This window comes from Pseudomonas iridis, from assembly GCF_017980685.1.
GTDB lineage: Bacteria > Pseudomonadota > Gammaproteobacteria > Pseudomonadales > Pseudomonadaceae > Aquipseudomonas > Aquipseudomonas iridis.
Genome location: NZ_JACXXO010000024.1, coordinates 36,209 through 60,226, shown reverse-complemented (window position 1 = coordinate 60,226; position 24,018 = coordinate 36,209). Strand labels below are relative to the sequence as shown.

The 24,018-nt window shown below is 54.0% G+C and carries 16 protein-coding genes; 10 read left to right on the top strand and 6 right to left on the bottom strand.

The window, feature by feature from the left end; all coding sequences use genetic code 11:
- Positions 1–247: 247 nt before the first annotated feature.
- The 7 genes from IEQ42_RS25630 (at position 248) to IEQ42_RS25600 (ending at position 13,563) form a co-directional block, all read left to right on the top strand.
- Positions 248–2,728, top strand: coding sequence for an N-6 DNA methylase (locus tag IEQ42_RS25630; RefSeq protein ID WP_210705961.1), 2,481 nt, complete (start codon positions 248–250; stop codon positions 2,726–2,728).
- 86 nt (positions 2,729–2,814) lie between these two features.
- Positions 2,815–3,966 carry a restriction endonuclease subunit S gene (locus IEQ42_RS25625; protein WP_228732042.1) on the top strand — a complete coding sequence of 384 codons (1,152 nt, stop codon included), beginning with the start codon at positions 2,815–2,817 and terminating at the stop codon, positions 3,964–3,966.
- A complete protein-coding gene (locus IEQ42_RS25620) occupies positions 3,963–5,738 on the top strand; it encodes a DUF262 domain-containing protein (RefSeq protein ID WP_210705959.1) in 1,776 nt (591 codons plus the stop codon). Before IEQ42_RS25625 ends, IEQ42_RS25620 begins: the two co-directional genes overlap by 4 nt.
- Positions 5,735–8,131: a DUF262 domain-containing protein gene (locus IEQ42_RS25615; RefSeq protein WP_210705958.1), complete on the top strand. Its 2,397-nt coding sequence runs from the start codon at positions 5,735–5,737 to the stop codon at positions 8,129–8,131. Before IEQ42_RS25620 ends, IEQ42_RS25615 begins: the two co-directional genes overlap by 4 nt.
- Positions 8,124–11,276 carry a type I restriction endonuclease subunit R gene (locus IEQ42_RS25610; RefSeq protein ID WP_210705957.1) on the top strand — a complete coding sequence of 1,051 codons (3,153 nt, stop codon included), beginning with the start codon at positions 8,124–8,126 and terminating at the stop codon, positions 11,274–11,276. Before IEQ42_RS25615 ends, IEQ42_RS25610 begins: the two co-directional genes overlap by 8 nt.
- Positions 11,276–11,992, top strand: coding sequence for a M48 family metallopeptidase (locus IEQ42_RS25605; protein WP_210705956.1), 717 nt, complete (start codon positions 11,276–11,278; stop codon positions 11,990–11,992). Before IEQ42_RS25610 ends, IEQ42_RS25605 begins: the two co-directional genes overlap by 1 nt.
- Positions 11,993–12,412: 420 nt before the next feature.
- Positions 12,413–13,563 (top strand): IS3 family transposase gene (locus IEQ42_RS25600; protein WP_122487344.1). Its coding sequence is split into 2 segments (ribosomal slippage): positions 12,413–12,647 and positions 12,647–13,563, totalling 1,152 coding nucleotides; the frame shifts between segments, so codons are not numbered across the junction.
- On the opposite strand, the gene IEQ42_RS25595 is transcribed toward IEQ42_RS25600, so the two are convergent.
- From IEQ42_RS25595 to IEQ42_RS27420, 5 genes are all read right to left on the bottom strand, one after another.
- On the bottom strand, positions 13,499–14,017 hold the full coding sequence (locus IEQ42_RS25595) for a JAB domain-containing protein (RefSeq protein WP_210705955.1): 519 nt from the start codon (positions 14,015–14,017) through the stop codon (positions 13,499–13,501). The two genes, IEQ42_RS25600 and IEQ42_RS25595, sit on opposite strands and share 65 nt — an antisense overlap.
- A gap of 52 nt (positions 14,018–14,069) precedes the next feature.
- On the bottom strand, positions 14,070–14,987 hold the full coding sequence (locus IEQ42_RS25590; protein ID WP_210705954.1) for a recombination directionality factor: 918 nt from the start codon (positions 14,985–14,987) through the stop codon (positions 14,070–14,072).
- Between the two features lie 78 nt (positions 14,988–15,065).
- Positions 15,066–16,070, bottom strand: coding sequence for a YqaJ viral recombinase family nuclease (locus IEQ42_RS25585; RefSeq protein ID WP_210705953.1), 1,005 nt, complete (start codon positions 16,068–16,070; stop codon positions 15,066–15,068).
- An 81-nt stretch (positions 16,071–16,151) separates the two neighbouring features.
- Positions 16,152–17,120, bottom strand: a complete 969-nt coding sequence (locus IEQ42_RS25580; RefSeq protein ID WP_210705952.1) for a DUF932 domain-containing protein — start codon at positions 17,118–17,120, stop codon at positions 16,152–16,154.
- Positions 17,121–17,197: 77 nt separating this feature from the next.
- Positions 17,198–17,527 (bottom strand): hypothetical protein, encoded by a 330-nt coding sequence (locus tag IEQ42_RS27420; protein ID WP_228732041.1) that lies wholly within the window; start codon positions 17,525–17,527, stop codon positions 17,198–17,200.
- A gap of 712 nt (positions 17,528–18,239) precedes the next feature.
- Here IEQ42_RS27420 and IEQ42_RS25575 point away from each other — a divergent pair.
- From IEQ42_RS25575 to IEQ42_RS25565, 3 genes are read left to right on the top strand one after another with little or no spacing between them, the layout of a single operon-like run.
- Positions 18,240–20,393, top strand: a complete 2,154-nt coding sequence (locus IEQ42_RS25575; protein ID WP_210705951.1) for a hypothetical protein — start codon at positions 18,240–18,242, stop codon at positions 20,391–20,393.
- A complete protein-coding gene (locus IEQ42_RS25570) occupies positions 20,365–22,272 on the top strand; it encodes a hypothetical protein (RefSeq protein ID WP_210705950.1) in 1,908 nt (635 codons plus the stop codon). Before IEQ42_RS25575 ends, IEQ42_RS25570 begins: the two co-directional genes overlap by 29 nt.
- The gene (locus IEQ42_RS25565; protein ID WP_210705949.1) at positions 22,272–23,135 is read left to right on the top strand and encodes a hypothetical protein; all 864 of its coding nucleotides are present in this window, start codon (positions 22,272–22,274) and stop codon (positions 23,133–23,135) included. Before IEQ42_RS25570 ends, IEQ42_RS25565 begins: the two co-directional genes overlap by 1 nt.
- A 76-nt stretch (positions 23,136–23,211) precedes the next feature.
- On the opposite strand, the gene IEQ42_RS25560 is transcribed toward IEQ42_RS25565, so the two are convergent.
- Entirely contained in the window at positions 23,212–23,859 is a 648-nt protein-coding gene (locus tag IEQ42_RS25560; protein WP_210705948.1) for a HEPN domain-containing protein, read from the bottom strand.
- Positions 23,860–24,018 lie beyond the last annotated feature (159 nt).

Here is a 24,018-nt window from a genome sequence, read left to right as displayed (position 1 = left end):
CCGTCCACCGTCTACGACATCATGGGTGATTCACTTGTGATATTGGAGAGGTACCAAAAAGTAGGGACGATATGCTGGCCCGATGAAACCGAAGTAGATAAGGTTCGCTAGTTCACCGCAGGTAAATCTACCGCTTCGCTACAGATATCTGTCGACCCCCCTGTCTGGCGCTGGCGCCATGGGCATTTCCCGAGCGCGCAACAGACGACGCCTGCGCACTTACTTTTTACCCCAGCTAGGATTGCCAATGGCTATCAAGAAATCCGATCTTTACTCTTCCCTCTGGGCCTCGTGTGACGAGTTGCGCGGTGGGATGGATGCCAGCCAGTACAAGGACTACGTCCTGTTCATGCTGTTCATAAAGTACATCTCCGACAAGTACGGCAACTCTGATGACTTCGCGCCACCTGTGACCATCCCGTTTGGTGCCAGCTTCAAGGACATGATCGCCCTCAAGGGCAAGGCCGACATTGGCGACAAGATCAATACGCAAATCATCCAGCCGCTGATTGATGCCAATGCCCGACTTGCACGCAGTGACTTCCCCGATTTCAACGACCCAAACAAGCTCGGTGAAGGCGATGCGATGGTGCAGCGCCTCACCAACCTGGTTGCGATCTTCGAGAAACCCGAGCTAGATTTCTCGAAAAATCGCGCCGACAACGACGACATCCTTGGCGATGCCTACGAATACCTGATGCGCCACTTCGCCAGCGAGAGCGGCAAGAGCAAGGGGCAGTTCTACACCCCGTCTGAGGTCAGCCGCATCATCGCCAAAGTTATCGGTATCAGCCCGGCCAATGCAGTGGCCGCTACGACTGTTTATGACCCTACCTGCGGCTCAGGCTCGCTGTTGCTGAAAGTGGCCGACCAGGCTGGTAAGCACATTACCCTGGAAGGGCAGGAGATGGACGTGACCACCGCCGGTCTCGCCCGCATGAACATGATCCTGCATGACTTCCCGACCGCTAACATCCTGCAGGGCAACACGTTGTCCTCGCCGAAGTTCAAGGATGGCGAACAGCTGCGTACTTACGACTACGTAGTGGCCAACCCGCCGTTCTCGGTCAAGAGCTGGAGCGTCGGCCTGACGCCAGCCAATGACCCCTATCAGCGCTTTGCCTGGGGCGAGCCACCGGCCAAGCAGGGCGACTATGCCTTTTTGCTACACATCATCCGTTCGCTGAAAAGTAGCGGTAAAGGTGCCTGCATTCTGCCCCACGGCGTACTGTTTCGTGGTAATGCCGAGGCGGTGATCCGGGAGCAGCTGGTGCGCTCTGGTTACCTCAAAGCCATTATCGGTCTCCCGGCTAACCTGTTTTTCGGCACTGGAATTCCTGCTTGCATCCTGGTATTGGACAAGGAGAACGCCAGTGCGCGCAAAGGCATTTTCATGATCGATGCCGCCAAGGGCTTTATCAAAGATGGTCCGAAGAATCGCTTGCGCGATCAGGACGTACACAAGATTGTCGATGCGTTTACCCGAATGACAGATGTGCCGCGTTACGCGCGCATGGTCCCCTTCGACGAAATCAGCGACCCGAAGAACGACTTCAACCTCAACCTGCCGCGCTATCTCGACAGTTCGGAGCCTGAGGACATTCAGGATATCGACGGCCATTTGCGCGGTGGCATTCCCGAGCGTGATATCGATGCGTTCGGTAGCTACTGGCAGGTCATGCCTGCCCTGCGCGCGGCCTTGTTCAAACCGGCCAGCCACCCCGGTTACTTTGAGCTGGTCAGCCGCGAGGTCAAGCCAGTCATCTTCGCTCACTCACAGTTCACCGCCTTCAAGGCAGGTGTGGATACGCTGTTCAATCAGTGGGTGGACAGCAGCACCCCGCAACTGAAAAGCTTTGCTGCCGATGAGGCCAGCAGCCACCCCAAGACATTGATCGCCACGCTGTCTGAAGACTTGCTCAGCGCCTTCGCCAAAGCGCCTTTGCTCGACTATTACGACATCTATCAGCACCTCATGGACTACTGGACCGAGACCATGCAGGACGACTGCTACCTGATCAGCGCCGACGGCTGGATGGCCGGCGCTAAAGTGCGTGAAGTCCTCAAGGTAAAGGACAAGAATAACAAGCTGGTCTGGGCTGAGAAGCATGACTACTGCCAAGGCAAGCGCCGCTTTAAGTCCGACCTGATTCCGGTCGAGATTCTGATTGTCCGCTATTTCATGGCCGAGCGCAGCGCGATTGAAGGCCTTGAAACCCAGCTTGCGAGCGTCGAGCAACGCATGAGCGAAATGCTGCAAGAGTACAGCGGTGAGGATGGCTCGCTCAGCGAGGTGATCGAGGGAGAGGGTGACAAGCAGAAGGTCACGGCCAAAGCCATCAAGGTACGCCAACGCGAGATTGGCGAAGATCCGGATTATGAGGATGAACTAAAGGTATTGGACGAATACGCAGCTTTGATCGATCAGCAAAGCATCCTTAAGGCCAAACTCAAAAAGGCTGAGGAAGGCCTCGACGGCAAGATCCACGCTAAATACCCGCAGCTTAGCGAAGACGAGATCAAAACTCTGGTGGTGGACGATAAATGGCTGGCCACCCTAGCCGTCGCGATACAGGGCGAGCTGGATCGCGTTTCCCAAACACTGACCGGGCGCATCCGCGAGCTGAGTGAACGCTACGCCACGCCGTTGCCGCAGCTCACTGATGAAGTCGCCACGCTTGCCAGTCGTGTAGACGAACATCTTAAAAAGATGGGGGCGGTATGGTAGTAAAACCGGGTTACAAACTGACTTCAGTGGGGGGCATTCCGGAAGATTGGGAAACTCGACCTTGTTCCGAACTGAGTGAGCGAATCATGGTCGGCGTCGTGATTCGCCCAACGCAATATTACGTGCGCAACGGAATCCCGGCATTTCGATCCGCTAACATCCGTGAGGATGGCATCACCGACCTCGACCTCGTTTTCATCAGCGAAAAGTCCAACATGCTACTGGCGAAAAGCCAGACTCGTGCTGGTGATGTACTCACGGTTCGAACTGGGTATCCGGGAACGAGTGCGGTTGTGCGCCCTCGTCACGCAGGTTCTAACTGCATCGATATCCTCATCACTAGGCCTTCAGAAGCAGCATTGAACTCAGATTATCTGGCCATCTGGGTTAACTCTTCGTTCGGTAAAGAGCAGGTTCTTCGAAATCAGGGCGGCCTTGCCCAGAAGCATTTCAATGTTGGCGACATGCGAAATCTTGTCGTCGCGCTACCCCCCATCCCCGAACAACGCGCTATCGCTACGGCGTTGAGTGATGTGGATGCACTAATGGGTGCGCTAAAGCGGCTGATCGCCAAGAAGCGCGACCTCAAGCAGGCCGCCATGCAGCAACTCCTCACCGGCCAAACCCGCCTGCCAGGCTTCAATTGTGAGTGGGAGGTGCGGGCTCTCGCTGACCTAGCAGATATTCGTAGCGGCGGCACACCCAGCACTGCTGAGCCTAAGTTCTGGGACGGAGATGTTTTATGGTGCACGCCGACAGATATCACATCGCTGTATGGACACAAATATCTGAGCGAGACCAGTCGCAGAATTACTGACCATGGACTGAAATCTAGTTCGGCGGAGATGATTCCCGCTAACTCAATCGTCATGACATCGCGAGCCACAATCGGCGAGTGCGCCATCAACACAGTCCCTGTTTCGACCAATCAGGGTTTCAAGAACTTTGTCCCGTATGAGCATGTGGACGTGGACTTTCTCTACTACCTACTCACGAAGCAAAAGCAGGGTTTCATCAGTCTCTGCGGTGGCAGCACCTTTCTTGAAATAGGCAAAGGACAGCTCGTAGCGTATGAAGTCCGCCTCCCAGACAACAAAGCAGAACAAACTGCCATTGCCACCGTGTTGGGCGATATGGACGCAGAGCTGTCCGCGTTGGAGCAGCGCCTGGCCAAAACCCGCGCCCTTAAGCAAGGCATGATGCAAGAACTGCTAACCGGAAGGACCCGATTGCTATGACCGAACAGGCCATTACCTTAAAGACTGTCAACGAACTACGGCTAGACGGCGAAGGAAAACCCCAGCGCTATTTTATTGCGGCCTATCAGCGTGGTTACCGCTGGACGCCTTTGCAGGTCACACAGCTGCTGGAAGATATTCGCGAATTTACCAAGCGCCGTAGTCCGCAGCCGGAAGACTTTTATTGCCTGCAACCCTTGGTGATGCGCGTTTCCGAAGAGGGCGGATATGAGGTGGTCGACGGACAGCAACGCCTCACCACCTTGATGCTGATTCTGCGCCATTTTAATGAGCGGCTTACTGAGAAATACAGGCAGCCGGTATTTACGCTTGAATATGAAACGCGGCCGAAACTGCTCAACTTTCTTGATGATCCCACCGAAGAGCTGGCCAACAGGAATGTGGATTTCTATCATTTGAAAATGGCGATGGATGCCATTGAGAACTGGTTTGCCGACAAGGACAGTGAACTTGAGGAAATAAAATCTGCCTTTCAGGGCAAGGCCAAAGTTATCTGGTACGAAATCGCAGAAACAGAGCACCCGGTCGATGTGTTTACTCGGCTTAATGTCGGGAAGATTCCGCTGACGAATGATGAGCTGATTCGTGCATTGTTCCTCAGACGCTCCAGTGGCGATGAAGCTGAGTCTCGTAACCTGCAAACGCAGATCGCCTATGAGTGGGATCACATAGAGAAAACCCTGCAATCGGATGCATTCTGGTATTTCGTAAGCAATGACTTGAACCGGGCACAGAACCGCATAGGAATTCTTTTCGAGCTTGTCGCCAATGCTGATGGCATTCCCGAGGCGTTCAGGCATGACCCTTACGGAATCTTTTTTACCTTCGGCATGCGCTTGAAGCAGCCTGGCGTAAGCCTTGAGGCCGAGTGGCGAAAGATCAAACAGGCCTTTCTGCTGCTTGAGGAGTGGTATGAAGATCGTGTGCTTTTTCACATGATTGGATATCTGGTCAGTGAAAACGCAGCGATTAATAGCATTCGCGAGCTTTCAGCCAGCTGCTCGAAAAGCACTTTTCAGCAACTCCTTCGACAAGAGATCTTTGCCAAGGCGATTGATGCGAAAGCAGATTGGCCTTTGAGCGAGCAGGAAGTCCGTGAGCGGGTGGCTGACCGGCTGGATGCTCTCAAGTACCCATCACCCAAAATAAAGTCGCTTCTGCTGCTATTTAACGTGGCAACGCTGCTGCAAAACGGTCAATCGAACCTGCGCTTTCAGTTCGACAGCTTCAAAAGTGAGAGCTGGAATATCGAGCATGTTCGTTCTATTACAGCTGACAAGCCTGAGCGCCATCATGAGCGGCGCAGCTGGCTGGGCAATTGCTGTAGCTACCTAGAGTCGATCAACGCTGAACCGGGGCTACAGGAAGGCATCAGGTCATTTATGGAACTGCCTCAAGCAGATGCCAGCAACGATATCTTTGATCCGCTTTATGACAGGGTTATCGCCTATTTCAAGGAGGATACCGACGAGGAAGCTGACCATGGTATCGCCAACCTTGCCTTGCTCGATGAGTACACAAACAAGAGTTACAAAAATGCGGTTTTTGCGGTGAAGCGGCAGAGGCTGCTCCAGTTGGATCAGGCGGGTATTTTCGTTCCCTTGTGTACCCGGAATGTGTTCCTGAAGTGCTACAGCCCTGAAGTCGACAACATGATGTTCTGGGGCGAAGACGACAGTAATGGCTACCTTGAGGTCATGACCAATACGCTGACCAATTTTTTTAGCGGGAAAATGGAGGGTGGCCAATGAGCGCGCTGGATAGCCGGATCAATTTCAAGCAGCTACTGGATCGTCACGGCAGAGTCTGCATTCCCATCATCCAGCGTGACTACGCTCAAGGGCGCCCGGAAGAGGAGGAGGTTCGCCAGGAGTTTCTTCAGGCAATTAAGTTTGCCCTGGATAAGCCTGCGGATGATCCCTCGCTACCGTTCAATCTCGACTTCATTTACGGCAGTGTGGAAGGGAGCGAGAAAACACGATTCTTGCCGCTTGACGGGCAGCAACGGCTGACGACGCTCTTTCTTCTGCATTGGTATCTGGCATGGACGGATGGGCAGTGGGAGCGTTTTTCCGACATGTTCAGGGCCGACGGAAAATCACGCTTTTTCTATAGGGTCCGCCCCAGCAGTAACGAGTTTTTTGATGCTCTCGTCAGCTTTTCACCAGAAGAGGCTCCGGAGGACGTTACTCGGCTTAGCGCCCTGATTACTGATCAACCTTGGTATTTCCGCAGCTGGCGTTTAGATCCCACTATCCAATCGGCTTTGTTCATGCTGGATGCAATCCATGCTCGGTTTGCCTCTTCCGTCAATCTGTTTGAGCGATTGGTCAGTGAGAGCCAGCCAGCCATTACTTTTCAGCTCCTCGATCTGGAAAATTTCGGCCTGTCCGATGACCTGTATATCAAAATGAATTCGCGGGGCAAGCCGCTTACGCCATTCGAGACATTCAAAGCCCGTTATGAGCGGGAACTGAAAGTGCAGTTTGAGGGACGATTATACGAGTTTGCAGGGGCAACACACACTACTGCAGAGTACGTTGCTTGGCGCATGGATAATGCTTGGGCGGACTTGTTTTGGGCAGCTCGCGACAAATCGAGCAATCAGTACGATGGCGCAATCATGAGCGTATTTCGTGCTGTCGCCTTGGTCACCAGGAACCCGGAAAGCGACCAGTATTTAGTGGATGTCGAGCGCTTACGGCAGAGTGAACGCGCGCCAAACTATAGTGATTTCCACGCGAGAAACTGGCTGGATGAGCATTTCACTCTGTCCGTGATTGCGCTACTCGATGCTTGGAACGACGGTTCTGATGGAGTGAAAACACATCTACCTGACGGGCAGCACTTTGATGAGCGGGCATTCTTCCAGCGCATAGCGACTGCCCAAAAACTTCTTTCGTACACCGAAATAGTTCAATTTTCCGCTTATGTACTGTTCTTGGAGTTCAACGAGGACCAATATGAGGGTGGCCAGTTCCGGGACTGGATGCGAGTCATCTTCAATCTTTCAGAGAATACGGAATACAACCGAACAGAGGATCTCCAGCGAAGCATGAGCGGCCTGAGGGCGCTGCTTCCTCAGTCAAAAGACATTCTCGGATACTTCGCCGACGCTGATTCGACGGTTTCCGGTTTTTCGAAGCAGCAAATCGAAGAGGAAAGGCTGAAAGCTCAGCTTGTTCTGTCAGAAGATAGCTGGGCCGAGATCATTTGTCGTGCCGAGGCACATGGCTACTTCCGGGGACAGATCGGGTTTCTGCTGGATTATTGCGACATTGAGACGGAGGCTCTGATTCAGGGCGGGAATGACGAACATCATCGCCAGTTGCAAGGGAGGTTTCAGGAGTATTTCGCCAAAGCATCCGCCATGTTTGACGGGCGCGGATTGAGAACGCTGCCTGATTTCCTCTGGGAGCGAGCCCTGCTCTGCGTCGGAGACTACTTGCTACCCAGTGGGCGAAACTACTCATTCTTGGTCAACTCATCTACCGATCAGGCCAGTTGGAAACGCTTGCTTAGAGGTGCCAACAATTATGAATTTCAATGCCGAGAGGTGTTAAAACAGCTTCTTGATCGCATTGATCCTGCTGTTGATCTTGTTACACAGCTGGAGGCTTTGATTGAGGGGGTGGCAGATCTTGACTCTTGGATTGAGGCCCTTGTTCAAACACCACGAGCTTTGGGGTATTGCCAATCCCGTTGCCTTCGGTTCGATCAGGTCTCCGGCCAGATTTATCTACTGAGTAAGACACAGATGAACGGCATGCATGCTGAGCTTTTCAGCTATGCGCTGTATCACAAGCTGCGTGCTGATATGACTAGGTTTGACCCTTTTGAGCTCATGTATTACTCAGATGTCAGCGACGCTGAAACAGAACCTCGCTTCTACATTTCCTTCACAAAAAATGAAATTGATCTGCGTTTTTCGGTTGGTTTCAGTCGGGACTGTTTTGTAGTGAGCTATGAAAGCTTTGGCGCAGTCATTCAGGAGAATGTAGCTGACGAGCTTCATCATTTGGGCTTTATGGAGAGCGACCTTATCCAGGAATGGCACGTTCCTCGTGAGGATGTCGAGTCATGGCTCTTAAAATTAGCTGCATCCGTTGCAGGTAATGGGGTCCGAGATACTGCCCATGACTAAGCTCGCACGTTCCGAACGTCGAACCCAGAATCGTGTTCTAGCCTTGTTTACGGACAAGGAACGGTCTGATTGCCTTGGCTATCGCTACTTGGGCGATTGGAGCAAGCGCGGGCAGAACCGCAACATTGAAGTGGAACTGCTTCAAGCCAATCTGAAACAGCGCGGCTACTCCGATGCACAGATATCGGCGGCGTTGCAAAAGCTGATGACCGCAGCCGATGCCACTGGTATCACGCTGTATCAGGCTAATCTGCGGGCCTACCAGTTGCTGCGTTACGGCGTGCCAGTGCAGGTGGCTGTTGGGCAGTCCTATGAGACGGTGCATCTGGTTGATTGGGAGCATCCCGAACGCAATGACTTTGCCATTGCTGAGGAAGTGACCTTGCGCGGTGGCCATGAGCGCCGCCCTGATCTGGTGATTTACCTGAACGGAATCGCCATTGGCGTGATTGAGCTTAAGCGCAGTTCGGTTGAGGTGGCAGATGGCATCAACCAGTTGATCACCAATCAGGAGGAAATCTTCAATCTGGGCTTCTTCAGTACGGTGCAGTTGGTTTTCGCCGGCAGTGATTCCCAGGGGCTGCGCTATGGCACGGCGACCACTCGTGCTGAGTTCTTTGTCGAGTGGAAAGCGTCTACTCTGAGCCCTGAGCCTGAAGAGTTGAGTACCCTGCGGGAGATGCCTGCTCGCTACCAAGCGCTACCGGGTGCAGAAGCAGCACAGTCTGGTTATTTGTTGGATGACCCGCTGGCGCAGATGTGCGAGAAATCTCGTTTACTCGATCTGATCCGCAACTTCATCATCTTCGATGCGGGAATTAAGAAGGTGCCGCGCCCTCATCAATACACTGCAGTGAAGGCCGCGCAGGAGCGGGTTCGGCGTAAAGAGGGCGGGGTTATCTGGCATACCCAGGGCAGTGGTAAGAGCATTCTGATGGTGCTGATCGCCAAGTGGTTGCTGGAGCATGACCCTGATGCGCGCATTCTGGTTATCACGGATCGCGATGAGTTGGACAAGCAAATATCCGGAGTCATGCGCAATGCCGGGGTAATCGGCAACGACTCACCCTCACCACGCATTACCTCCCGTGCCGATCTTGTGCAGAAGCTCTCTGCCAGTACACCACGTCTGCTTTGCGCGTTGCTGCACAAGTTTGAGCCTGATCTGAGCGTACCGCCGCCGCCCATGCATGGGCGCTTTTATGTATTCGTAGATGAATGCCACCGCACCCAAGGCGGTGAAATGAACAGGCAAATGAAGCAGTGGCTGGCCAATGCCTTGTTTATTGGCTTTACCGGAACACCGCTGTTGCGTAAGGACAAACAGACTACGCGCGATGTGTTCGGTACCTACATCCACACCTACAAATTCCACGAAGCTGTTGCGGACAAGGTGGTGCTGGACCTTAAGTATGAAGCGCGTGATGTGCCGCAGCGATTGACTTCGCGTAAGGCTATCGATGCCTGGTTCGAGCGTGCAACTAAAGGGCTAAACAACTACCAGAAGTCGATCCTGCGTAAGCGCTGGGCGACCATGGAAGCGCTGATGAGTGCCAGTGAGCGCAAGCAGCGCATTATTGCCAGCATCATCGAGGACTTCAGCCTAAAGCCACGGCTGAACAACGACCGGGGGACCGCCATCCTGGTGGCAGCCAGCATCTACGACGCCTGCCAGTATTTTCGTTTGTTTGATGGCACTTTGTTTGGCCCTTACTGCGGCATCATTACGTCCTATGAGCCGAACCACAACGCGATCTCCCGTGAGCCTACGCAAAGCGATGAGCGCTATAAATTTGATACCTACACGCAGTACGTGCTGAAGCCAGGCCAGACCACTACCGCTTATGAAGAAGAGACCAAGCGCCGCTTTATTGAGGAACCGGCCAACCTGAAGCTACTCATCGTGGTGAGTAAGCTGCTGACCGGTTTCGACGCGCCCAGTTGCTCGTACATCTACCTCGACAACGAGCTGCGTGACCACAACCTGTTCCAGGCAATTTGCCGCACCAATCGACTTGACGGTGATGACAAGGACTTTGGCTATATCGTCGATTTCAAAGAGCTGTTCGGCGATGTCCAAGACGCCATTTCGGTGTACACCTCCGACGAGCTGGATATCGACACGGGCGGCGGTGGCAGCAACAACGTTGAGCTAAAAAACTGGTTGGTTGAGGGCAAGAAGCAGCTGGATGCTGCCCGCGAGGCATTGAGTTACTTGTGCGCCCCCGTGGCACCGCCGCGTGAGGTTGAGCAGTTTATCCACTACTTCTGCGGTGCTGCCGCTAATGCCAATGCGCTGGATGAGACCGAAGCACTGCGGGTGTCCTTCTACAAGGCGGTGGCTTCATTTGTGCGGGCGTTTGCCGACTTGGCGCAGAACCTGACCGAAGCCGGTTACTCGGCTGCTGAAGCCGGCAGGTTACAGACAGAAGTACAGTTCTATACTGACCTTCGTGAGGCGATCAAGAAGCATTCCGGCGAAGAGCTGGATATCAAGCCATTCGAAGCGGATATGCGACATCTGCTCAATACCTATATCCAGGCCGATCCCGCTGACCCTATGAGCACGGTCGATAATTTCTCGCTGGTTGAACTGATCATTCAGACTGGCGTTCACGATGCCATCGCCAAAAAACTCAACGCTAAGGGAAAACTCTCTAAAGGTGCGATTGCCGAAGGCATTATCAACAACGTACGTAAGACCATCATTCGTGAACAACTGACTGACCCGAAGTTCTACGAGGGTATGTCAAGGTTGCTTGAAGATCTGATCAAACAGAGTCGTGATGATGCAGCCGCTTACGAGGAGTTTTTACGCAAGGCCGAGGCGCTGGTCAGACAACTTGGGCAGAAGGGACCAGGAAACTCCCCTGCAGCACTCAACGGCCATCGGGAGGCTACCGTTCTGTTCAACAACCTCGACAGCATTGCTGCGACGACCTTTCAGTGCCCGCAAGACGAGGGTGAAAAGGTGAGGTTGGCCCTGAATATTGATCAAACTATGCGGGGTGAGGCCCCTTCCTCCTGGCGAGGAGACCCTGCACGCGAAGCTCGGGTTCTTAATGCGCTGTTTCCTCTGATGGGGCGTGACCGTGAAGCGACCCTGGCAATTTTCGAGATCATCAAGAACCAACCGGGCTATTGATGAACGAGATTATTGAGCTGGGCGATATTTCAATATCGGTGACCAGAAAAGACATCAAGCATGTCCACCTGAGTGTGCATCCGCCAGAGGGGCGGGTAACGTTGGTCGCTCCAACAAGCACGCGGCTTGAGGTCGCACGGGCTTACGCTATTTCCAGGCTAGGCTGGATACGTGAGCAGCAGAGTAAACTGGAAGCGCAGGCGCGTGAGGCACCGCGTCAGTTTGTGGAAAGAGAAAGCCACTATGTCTGGGGCCGACGCTACCTGATGGTGGTTAACCACCAGGACGCCAAGCCATCTGTGGTGCTCGACCACAAACGCATCACCTTAACTGTTCGCCCCGGCAGTGATGCGCAAAAGCGCGCCGAAGTGATGCACGAATGGCAGAAGCTGCAACTGCATGCCGTGGTGCCGGTGTTGATCAAGAAGTGGGAGCGCAAGCTGAAGGTGAAGGTTGCTGGTTATTACCTGCAGCGGATGAAAACCAAATGGGGCAGCTGTAATCATCAAGCAGGGAACATTCGACTGAACACCGAGTTGGTGAAGAAGCCGAAAGACCTGCTTGAGTACGTGATCGTTCACGAGATGGTCCACCTGCTTGAACCCACCCACAATGAGCGCTTTATCTCCATCCTCGGGGAGCATTTTCCAACCTGGCGCGATGCCCGCGCCGAGTTGAATGAGTTGCCGCTGACTGCGGAGGTTTGGAAAGAGTGACGTGCTCAAGCCCTCACAGAAGCACTCTACAGTCGTCGGCGAAAGCTACCAACAACCCTTCTTATTTCTTGGATCGCTATAAACCGAAAGGACAGTCAACGTTTTTCACGGTACCAGTTATCTGTGGAAGTCGACCACCAAGGCCTTTAGTGATGGCTGCGATGGTATCGTCGGCAGCCGGAGCTGATTAATAGCGCTCAATGCAAACAAAAAAATAAGTGGCTGGGAGGGAGGGCCGATGACCGCCCTAGCATCAGCCAAGGGTAGTCTATCGGACGGTGTGTGCCTAAGAGTTACAGATGACCCCGCTCAGCCAATGACACACATCCCTCATACCCCACGACAACATGATCCAATATGAATCGCCCCGGATTTCGTAGACACCTCCATGCCTTAAACTGAGGCCAATTAGGAGGTGCCATGAGCAACCCGCGTTACCCCGAGGAATTCAAAATCCAAGCGGTCAATCAAGTGACCGAAAAGAAGCTGCCTGTCGCTGATGTGGCGGCCCGTCTCGGCGTGTCGACGCATAGTCTCTATGCCTGGATAAAGCGCTACAGCAAACCTCAAGAAGAACGGCGGCAGGATGATGATCAGCACGCTGAACTACGTCGTCTGCGAGCGGAGCTCAAGCGCGTCACTGAAGAGCGAGACATCTTAAAAAAGGCCGCCGCGTACTTTGCCAAGGAGTGCGGTTGAAGTACGCCTTTATCAAGCAGCGAGCCGGCGACTATTCCATTCGACGGCTATGCCTGACGCTGAAAGTCCATCCCAGCGGTTATTACGCCTGGTTGTCTGAGCCGCAATCTGCACGCGCTAAAGACGACCAGCGACTGCTGGGTTTGATCAAGCATTCATGGTTGGAGAGCGGAGGCGTTTATGGCTATCGTAAAATCCATGACGATCTGCGCGAGGTCGGTGAGGATTGTGGTCGTCATCGTGTGGCGAGGCTGATGCGTCTTGAAGGCCTGCGTTCTCAGACAGGTTATCGACGCCGTCCTGGAAAGTACGGCGGTAAGCCAGCGGTCGCCTCACCCAATTTGCTGAAGCGCCAGTTCGATGTCGTGGAACCCAACAAGGTTTGGGTCACCGACATCACCTACATTCGTACGTATGAAGGCTGGTTGTATTTGGCGGTGGTGCTGGATCTGTTTTCTCGTCAAGTCGTTGGCTGGTCAATGAAGTCGCAGATGACCAGTGATTTAGCTATTGATGCTTTGTTGATGGCGGTTTGGAGGCGTAAACCGAAGCAAGAGGTGATGGTTCATTCCGACCAAGGTAGCCAGTACAGCAGCTCCGATTGGCGCAGCTTTTTGAAGGCAAACAATTTGGTTGCCAGCATGAGTCGTCGAGGCAACTGTCATGACAACGCCGTGGCCGAGAGTTTTTTCCAGCTTCTGAAACGTGAACGGATCAAGCGAAAAATTTACACCAGACGTGAAGATGCTCGTAGCGATGTGTTCGATTACATCGAAATGTTCTACAACTCAAAACGTCGACATGGTTTCAACAATCAGCTGTCACCGATAGAGTTTGAAAAGCGTCACGCAATGAGCTTGCAAGGTGTCTAGAGAACCCGGGGCGATTCAATATCCGGGTGCCGATCATGTTGAGAGCGTTTTTGAGGGTTGTGGTCAGCATGCGATCGGCTTGGCTGGGCTCGGGGTCCTCAGACGGATCATAGTGGACCAGGATCACGGCTGCGGCCGTGTGCTCTAGGACAATCTTGACGACTTCCCGTGGGTACACGCTGGCACCTTTCAGGGTGCATCCGAATAGCTCCCGGAAGCCAATAACCCGGTGTTTGGTATCGAACAGCAGCAGCGCACAGACCTCGTGCTCATGGTACTGCAGCAGTGTTTTTAGATGACTGAAGACGTGCTTCGGCTCAGTCAAAGCCCGTCCTTTAGAAAGACGACTCATCGCCAGTTGTTGAGCCATCTGCAGAATGTCGGCTTCGGTGATCGGGGATTCCATGCCATAAGTACCGCTCGTTTCACCGGCTTTGAGTTTGTGATATTTCATGACGGTATTCCTGTACGAATTAGGGGGCACGCAGAGGAGGTTGAGAAGGGCATTACTGGGCGGGCCTGCTGTTGTGCCGCGCGCCTTGCAACTCCAGCTTTTGGGTGAGTGAGGGTTTGGCAGGCGCTGCCCGTTGGGCTTGGGGCTCTACAGGGCTGGGCTGATCTTCAATGACGGGGAAGAACTCCTCGACGACGGCACCGGTGTCCTCCTCGCTGTCCTCAAAGGCCCCATTGTTAAAGCCCCGACGGGCCGCGTGATCCAGTGCTCCCTGGTCAAAGCCGGCGGTTTGCCGGGCTTCGTCCAATTGCTTGGCTTCCAGCAAGGCGTCCTCCATGCTCAGGCCACTGCGCACCGTGATGTCCACGTAGAAGATCGGTGTACCGTGGCTCTGCCGAGTGGACTTACCACGCAGACGCAGCTCCAGCGGTAGACAGGCCAGGCGATTGCCGGAGATTGCGCTGAAGTACTGCAGGCGTGCCGCCAGGGTGCGGATGCTGTTAAAACCGGTGGTACGGAAGACAAAGCTGCCCAGCGGATCGTCATCGCCAATCACCACGTTCAGCCGGCCGTAAGGCTTGCAGGTATTGCCTTGGGCTAGTGAGCAGCCATCCGGTGAAGGGCAGGGCAGCGACTGGATGCCGTCCTTGGTCAAGCGCTTGCAGGTCTCCCCATTGCCAACGCACAGCGGCCGGCCAGTGGTGCGGTCGAACAGACTGTAGTCAGCCCGAAAGTTGAGGTCCGGCTCGTTGAATAGCAAACGGATCGGAATACTGCGCAGTTTGCCATCCTGGCCACTGCGCAGTTCCTCATTGAGCGGGTGCAGCAGCCAACCGTCGCGGCTTTGTACCTGCGAGGTGATGGTGAATTGATCGTCTTTCTCCGGCAGACGTTTACCGTTTTTCTCGACGACCTTGCCAATGGAAATACGCCCGAGTACCGGAGGAGTAATGGCTAAACCTTTGAGCATGGTAGTTATCCTTGATCTGGAAATAAAAAAGCCACCGGGACGTGATCGGTCCGGGCGGCTTATGTACGGTGGATAGAGTCAGGCGATCAGAAAACGCCGACTGCCTTCGCGGAGCTTGCTGTAGCGGATCTGCAGGTAGGGTTTGTCCTTGAGCATCTGCTCGACATCCAGCGCGGTGCTGTCCTTGGACTTCTTCCAGCTGATGTAGCCCTCGGTAAACTCCGCGCGGGTGGCGATGCCCATGGCCTGCTGCAGGACTTGTTTGAGCTGCGCCTCTCGCGTCTCCTGTTGGTTAATGCTCTGGCGAACAGCCTTGAGTTCCCGGTAGGTAGCGGCCAGTTCCGGGTGCTGGCTGAAGTCCAGGGTCTGACCGTTGTCCTCGGGGTAGAGGCAGCGTAGTGCGGCTTCCGCTGAGTCCGTACCATCGGCCGGTGGCGGGGTATCACTGACCACGTAGTCCCAGAACAGCCGCTCCAGGTCGATCAGCCGAGCAATCATCGACTCGTCTCGTTCGATGCGGTGGATCTCCAAGTGTTGGCCACCCAGCAGTACCGCCACATCCGCCGCCTGCTTGCCGGTCACCGCCAACTGGTGCATGACCTGTAACTGCACATACTCTGGCACGCCTTCTTTCCAGAGGCGAGCGCCGTTAATGCCGGCTGTTTTGCATTCAAGGATTTGTACATCGTCTGCACCGATCACCTCTCGGTCGATGTTGGCCAGCATCCAGGACAGTTTAGGATCCGGATGCTGCAGCACTGCATTGATACGTCGTACTCGGTTACCGCTACGCTTGCTGTAATGCCAGGCGACGATGGGCTCCAGCACATTGCCCCAGTAGGCTGGACTCTCTTCATCATTGTGATCTAGCTTTGGAAGCGAACTGTCACGGCCAGTTTTTTCCAGCCACAGTTCCAGCTGGGATTTGTAAGGATTGAGCCCTACGGCAGCGGCGGCATCCGAGCTGCCGATGCCTTGTTGGCGCACGGCCAGCCAGTCTTCTCGGGGAAGTTGTTTGGTCCCCACCAGGCGCAAGGCGGGGCGAGGTTTACTGCAGGATTGTTGCAGCGTTTGCGTTTCCATGATGTTTTCCTATCCGGCATAAAAAACGCCCGGCCAGCAGGAGCTGACCAGGCGCTTTAATAGTTGAGTTGGTGAATGGGACTAGGCGGCGAGTTGCAGCGCTGCGTTCAGTGCGCGCTCTTTGAGGGCGCCGCCGGCTCCAAACCACGCGGAGTCCATACGGTATTCAGTACTGCGGGCACGTCGTTCGTGATCGACATACTCGGTCACGGCGTTGAGCAAGCCCCACGCAGTTCCTTGGGCTGATTCAAGCGTCGCTCCACGACCTTGGCCTTCGTACAGCCCTTGGACTTTGCGCAGTGCTCGCTCATTCGGAAGTACTTCAGGCAGCTTGCTATTGGGGGCCACATCACATAACACATTCATGAAGAAGCCCATCGCCTCATGCCACTGCACCTTGCGCTCCGCCAGTGCGCGCATGCGGTACATAAATTCATCCCATTGCGAGACGGCGATGCCCAGTTGTTTCTTCACGGCCTGCGGATCAAAGCGCGTGTTGTGCGGCACCTTGATTGCGCGGTTAGCGCCGTTCAGGGAGATGGTCAGGGTGTTGTTGCAAACTACACGCACGGTGGTCGGGGTGGCGGTGGTAGCCAGCGTACCGTCACAGGAAGTGGCTAGCAGCAGATAGCCATTCACCTGATCGTTACCCTTCAGCACGGTTGTCTGCCCCGTCCTGGCCAGAGCCCAGAACTTGCGGCCACCTTTGAGTATCCCAGCTGTTTCCAACTCGTAGCCGGAGACCTCAGTCAGGTCCCGGTAGAACTCCAGCACCTCACGAGGCTGCACAACCTGGTAGCGGTTGGAAATCACGGACAAGGGGGCCTTGGTGTCGGAGCGATACAGCACTTTTTGTTCCGGAAAGGAGTGAATCGTGCCTAGGTTGCCGACAGTGTCGGCCTTGAAGTGAACAGGACTTTCCTGAATCTGCCAGTTCATGCCAGCTTCGCGCTGCCAGACTTCCAGCGGTTGTTTTTGCGTCAGGCGGTTACCTAGACTATGCCAAGGGGTAGCGCCAACGTATGCCATTTGTTCGACGAGATGAGCCATGGGAGTGATTCCTTTGGGGGCGTGCCGGCATAAATGCTGCGCACGCGCAGCACTGACCGAAGAATGTTGTAAGAGGATTAGGCTGGTAAGTTGAAGCGATGACTGCAGGCGAGGCAGAGGTTGTTGGCGAACACATGACGATCGAGTTTTTCTCCGAGCTGAGCACCGAGAGCGCAGCCTCCCACGCCTCCAGCAAGTCCGCCGAGAATGGCTCCTGAGACTGAACCGAGGGTAATACCGATTGGGCCAGCAATAGCGCCGACAGAGGCGCCCACCTGGCTGCCCGCAAGAGCGGCGCTTACTCCTCGAGCGACACCGCCCACCGCACCGACAGCGGCAGTGATTTTCATGGCTGTTCTTAAAGATGCGATTTGGGGGGAATGACAGCGAGGGCATTGCAATGACATGGTTCTGAGCTCCATGAGGTGGATGTCATAGCGGTGATGTAGGACTGAAATTTTTTTGAGTCGATCTTGTGCCGCTTCCTAAAGTGCTGAGTGGCTGTAACCGTCAGAAGCAATGGGATGGACTCTCCTCACCTTGGCAGCATGAAGGTGCGAACCACAGTCAATAGTGAGAGGGAGTCCACACATAGGGCTTATGGAGTACGCCCACGTGTAGAGTTCTGAGTACTGCAGTGCCTGTGGCGAGCTGAGCGAGAAGTACAACAACGCCTTTGGAGAAATCACACCGATACCGATTAGGAGGCCTTCGCGGTGTTTGTATTGGAAAAGTTACGCAGCGACAGTGTTGTGTTGCGCATGGGTAACACAACACCATGGGGCAGGCTATGAAAGCCGACCTGCCGAATAAAGGGCCATCTAGGTGGTTATGGGGGGGCTGAGCAGCACACGCACAAGCATGGCGCTCAAGCTACTCAGCGATGAGGCGACGCTGGACGCGTATCTGACGGTCGTTTAGTCCATCCTTAATTTTTCAAATACCGACCATAGCCCTGCTCGCACTACATTCATTCAGATAGTGTCAAAATAATATCAATCGCGGTTATATTGTAATATTTTCCTTCCCATCATTAATTGTCCGTCGATCGCAGCCGATAGCACCAAAAGCCTCTGAATACTCCGGCGGACGCAGAGCCAGCACTTAAGGACGACTACTATGCACTCCCCATTGATCAAGGACCTGGAGCGCGCCCTGACCGCTTTGCTGCCGGTCACTGCCCAACTTAAGACCTCACCGCAGCGCACTGCGATTGTGTCGCTGCTACGTAAACTACGTATTGCGCGCGAGCTGTCCTCGGCCTACTACGTATGTGTAGCCGGCAGCCAGAGCGCCGGCAAGACCCGTTTGGTCCGCGAGCTCTATGGCCTGGATGATAGCTGGTTAGCAGATAACCAGGGCCGAGGTGAGCGTATTCCAGTTTTCATCTTTGAAAAGGCCGGTTGCACTGCGCCGTATGCCGTTGCGATTCAATGTAACGATTCAGACGAAGAGCAAGAGATCCCGCTGAGTCCGGAAGAGTTCCGCGCCTTGGTGAGCGACTACGATGCTGGCAGCGACAAGCTTTTTCCTAAAATCTATGTGCCTCAACGTCACTTCGCTGCGCAGCAATTCGGTTTCGTACTACTGCCAGGTTATGAGGTGGTTAACCGCGACAATGCGCAGTGGCAAGGTCTTATGCGCCATACCCTCATCCACTCTCTCGGCAGCGTATTGGTCACAGATCGCACTCGAGTTGCAGACCACAGTCAACAGCAGATCCTCCAGGACCTGGTGTCACGCTACTTCCCGGACCGCAAACCGATTCTCGCAGTAACCAAAACCGAGTTATTTAATGAAGGGCAGCTACGAGAGCTCTGCGCTACCGTCGCCGATGTATTCAGCGTGCCCGGTGTCGAGCAGGACCGTATTGTCTGCACTGGAGTGGGTGACGAAACCTACCGCTCTAAATGGTGCGAGGAGATCATTCGCTCGATCAACAAGTACTCTCTGTCCTCTGTTGGTGCTGACGAGATTCGTCTACAGGCACTGGAAGAGTTGGTGATTGGTGATCTCGATGTGATCCGAGAGGGTCTCGAAAATGAAGAAGGTTTCAAGAGCATTACCAACCATTTGGCCGAGCGCAACGTCGACAAATTCAAGGAGCTATTCAGTAAGGCAGTGGTCAAGTACCGCAAAGGCTATTCGAAAAAACTTAGCGAGCAAGTCTGGGCTCATGCTGGGATCGCCAAAGGTAACGCTGGCCTGCGCTACGAAAAGGAAGAGGAAAATTTTGCCGCTAAATTCAAGCAGGCGGTCAATTTCCTCTCCCTTCAATCCGGCGAACAGGAACGTGTTTTCAAGGAGCGTATTCTCGATTGTTGGCGTGAGAGCGACGCAAACCTGGTGCCAAGGCTTAAGGATACATCCTTGGTTATCGACAGACGCACCCCGCTAGACAGTGACTACGTTGCGATCTCTCAGATGTCCCAAAGTGCTTTGGGCGTGAGTGCGGTGACTGATTCAGGCTTTCTGCATCAACTCAAACAAGGCAGCCTTGAAAACTTGCTCGGCTATGACCATGCCGCCACGCCAAACGTACAAATGAGTAACGAAGCGCTCAAGCATGACCTGCAACTGCTGCTAGGTACCCCGCGTGAAAGCGATCAATTGAAACCGAGTCAACTGGAAAACGGTAATGCCGAGGAAGTGCTTAAGCTACTTCCCGCGATGACCATGGAGTATTTACGTCTCAATCAGGCCATCGCCTTGCGTACTCCTGAACTGGCTAACTCTGACATTGCTTCTTTCGACTTCGACAAGCTGGCCAAGGAAATCAAAGAACAACTGCCGGCCGCTTCCAGCGCACTCAAACCGCTGATCAACTCCATCGGGGCTATCCTCGCGGTGGACGTAATGATCGATGGCACTGTCGATACTATTCCGGCTGTGATTGATACCGTTACAGGTGGCACCGCTGCTACAGGTCTAGGCGCCAGCCTGTCGATGGCTGCAGCCGGCGCTATCGCCTTAGGCTTCATGGCCTACAAAGGCGCCAATGAAGTGCAACGTTATGACGCGGCACGTAAAGGCATGATCATCCAGAGCATCGATCAGTTTGCCGAGTCGCACATTCAGAAGAGTCTCGACGTTTATGACGAGCTTATGGACAACCTCGAAGATCGTTTGGTAGGTAACCTGCGTCTGGCCTATGGCTTGGGCAACGACCTGTCCATTAAGGACGCAATGGCGCGTCAACTCAACCGTCTGGATAGGGCACGGATCAACCTGGTCAGGGCCATCGATGATGTGCAAAGAAAGCGCGTGGTCTAGGCGTTACGCGCAGCGCTACCAATGGGCCTACACCGCTTATGAGCGTTTTATGGGGGAGGTTGATCAAGAGCTGATCGAGGACTTCAAGCGCAGTGAGCATGTGACCGTAGTGGTGTACGGTACGACTCAGGTCGGCAAGACCACGCTGATCCTAGACCTGCTCGGCGTAAAGGCCGTGGCTGACGTTTCGAAGGTACTACGTGGTGGTCAGGCATTGGGTAAATCGTCCACAGCCTCACCGGTTCGCTACGGCAAGTCCAAAGACGATTACTGGTACATAGGCGCTGACAGCAAAGGGCTCGATAATGATCAGGCTGAGATGCGCTTCGGTACGATCCGTTCGGCAGTCGAAAAGGGTGAGTTCAGTAGTACTGAAGTTCTCAGCGTACGTATCCCTCAGTGCTTCTTCGCGCCGCCGGGCCCGGACAGTCTAAGCCTCGATTTGCGCTTGTTAGATATTCCTGGCGTCAGCGCACGTAACGCCGCTGAGCGCAACCTGGTGGAGAAAATTATTCAGGAACACGTCGCCACTGCCGACCTGATACTACTGGTAGGACGCGCTGACAATCTAGGATTTCTCAATCCAAGCGTTCTGGGTCACGCTCTCAGCGACTGGATGCTTCAACTCAACCGTTTCCGTGTTGTGCTGACCTATACCTTTTCACCCGCCAGCTTCAAGGAATGGTTTGGTAAGGGGCAATACGATTCCGCCATGGTCAAAGCTCAGCTTTATGAGCAAATCACTACACATGATTACTGCCCACCCAAGGGGCTGGAGAAGGAGCTGGAGCGCAATATCTTTCCTCTGGAGCTTGGCGACTCGTTGGAAGGTCTTCGCGACGGTGTCGACGCGGACCACTACTACGCGCGCGCTGCGGGTGTTATTGGAGAGCTTCGCAGTCAGTTGCTAGGAGATATCCAATCGGCAGCCAGCCCCTATGCGCGATTGCAATCGGCATTTCAGGTAGGCAACTTTATCAGCGTAAAGGTTGAACGCGAACGCCAGGCACACTGCGAACGAATCAAGTGTTTGTTTTCGGAAGTCCGTCAGCAGCGCGCAGTAGAGCGGAAACTCCTCGCATACCAAAATGAGATGGACAGGGATAAAAAAGCCGCAGACTCGCAATTCGTCGAGTGTCGCCTTCAATTGGAGAGGTTTCAACGAGATGAAAAAGGCCAACAAACTGGCCAGAGCTGCGTTGAACGTTTTTTTCAAAAACCGGAGTTGACCTGCGATTCCGAGACCGTCACCGCGCTCAAAGACAGTGCCCAACGCATGACGTCCAAACTAACCCGGTCGTGGAATACATTTTGCCGAGAGCTGTCGAACAATCACGGCCTCGGTAAATTAGAATTTTCAGTCCCATCGTTGAGAGCGGTCGATCCCTTCCTCGGGAAGTTAAACGAATATCTGCTGGACGCTTATTGGTCCAGCGCAAACTTTCATCTGGACTTCAACCGCCTAGGGGAAATCCGCACCGAGCTACACGCTCAGTTCATCGACGCTGCGCGGCAGGCGCTCGAAAGTGAATTGAAAAACGAATGCGAGAAAATACTCAAGCGCGCCCAGCAAATTGACTTTCAATACCGCGCTGCCTGCGTGCAAAGCCGACGCGCAACGGAAGCCCTAAACATACTAAAGGAACAGATTAGACAAGCCTCTGATTCTCACCGAGCATTCGTGGAGCGCATGCGTCGCAGCATCGAACATGCAGACACGTTCAATCAATATATCCATGAAGCTTTTAGCGTCGAACTCGCACGCGTGAGGTACCTCATCAACAGTGCCCCGCAGCCCACTGAACAGCTGACAAACCTGTTCTACCTACCCGTGCTGCTCGCCGAGCTTCCAAAGATGTTATCAGGGAAAAAATTCTGATGGACGCATTCCTCGTAGACACTGAAGTCAACGAAGCCCACTCTGAACTCGCTGTCTTGGTCAATTCTCTGATCAATACACCCGTTAATCAGCAATCAGCGCAACTCGTTGACGGCCTTTCTTTTGACCTCAAAGAAGATATCGGTAGGCGATTTGCTGGCCTGAAAAACGACCTCAAGACCGCTCGCGAAGCTGGGGAGGAACTCGAGGAAGAAATTACAACGCTGCAACGCAACATCGCCCGCCTCGAAGCCACCGGCAATCGGCACCAGGCCGAACACGTAAAACACCACCAAGACTTGCTCAACGAACTGCCCATCGCTATCGCTACGGGCGGTGATCGAGTCGTCGAGCGCCTCGAAGCCACCGGCAATCGGCACCAGGCCGAACACGTAAAACACCACCAAGACTTGCTCAACGAACTGCCCATCGCTATCGCTACGGGCGGTGATCGAGTCGTCGAACGCCTCGAAGCCACCAGCACTCGGCATCAGGCCGAACTCGAAAAACGCCACAAAGACCTGCTCAACGAACTGCCCGTCGCTATCGCTACGGGCGGTAACCGAGTCATCGAGCTTCTCGGCAAAGGTGTCCGTCTGCAACACCAGCAGACCTGTGCCTCCCTGAAAAGTCTTGATTCCCGGCTCAGTGAGCTGCAAACCAGTCAGTTACAGGCTGTCAAGCAAGTTCAGCATACCGTGAGTATGCTCACCGAGCAGTTAATACAGATGCAGATGAAGCAGACGGATGAGTTCCAAAAAGCGGTTGGACGATTCGCTTGGGTGATCGGGTGTGTCGCTGTAAGTGTATTGATGGCGGCCGGGATTCTATTTCGTGTACTCACCGTGCATGGAGCAGCTTGATTGACATTGTGCCGACCTTTGTTGATATGAGAGTGTTAAGTCGTTGCCATCGAAGGTAGGCGACCTTGTGGTCTACCTAAACAACGACCGGATAACAAGCATCCCCCCATAGCGTTTCCGGGTTATCCAGCATCAACAAAATAATCACCGGCACCAGCTTGCCGAGGAGGGTTGAGCAGTCGCGCAGCTGATCCCGGTTCACACTGCTGTTCCAGGTTGCGCCCCCATGCATTACCTGGTTACGCAATGTATAGATTCGATTGAACAGAACGCCGAGTACTGCTGGGGTATTGCGGTTGGCCAACGCTTGCTGCGCTGCTCGCCGACCGCTGGCAAAGCGCTCGGTCCACTGTTGCTCGCTGATTTTGCCGTTCTGATTATCCCAAAAGCTCTGGAACACGTAGGGGTTGTCCAGCAACGCGCGAATGCTGCCGGAGAACTCGGACCAGACCAGGTTCTCGATCAGATTGGCAGTGTCGAGCGCGCAGAGTTTGTCTAGGAACGCCTTGAACGTGGTTTGCTCAGAAAGGCGGTACTGTTCGTCAATATCGGTGGCGTAGGCCGAGTTGAAGGCGATCCACAGGAAGATAAAACGCCCATCGACATCGTCAGCTTGCTCGGCACGATTGAGCCAACTCAGCGCCCGATGAACACGCAAGGTGAGGTTGGGGTGATGACTTTCACGTTCCTGGCGATGACGGGTCTTGAGTGCTTGATGGTCCATGGGGTGCCGATCCTTGAGGTCATGGGCAGTACGTAGACAGAATAGAAGTGTCTGAGAACTTTACATATATTTTGGCTAAAACTAGGTATTGGAAGAGAAGTGTCTATCCAGGGCCTGAGAACCTGCTCCATTTGTTTACCTGTACGGACAAACAACATG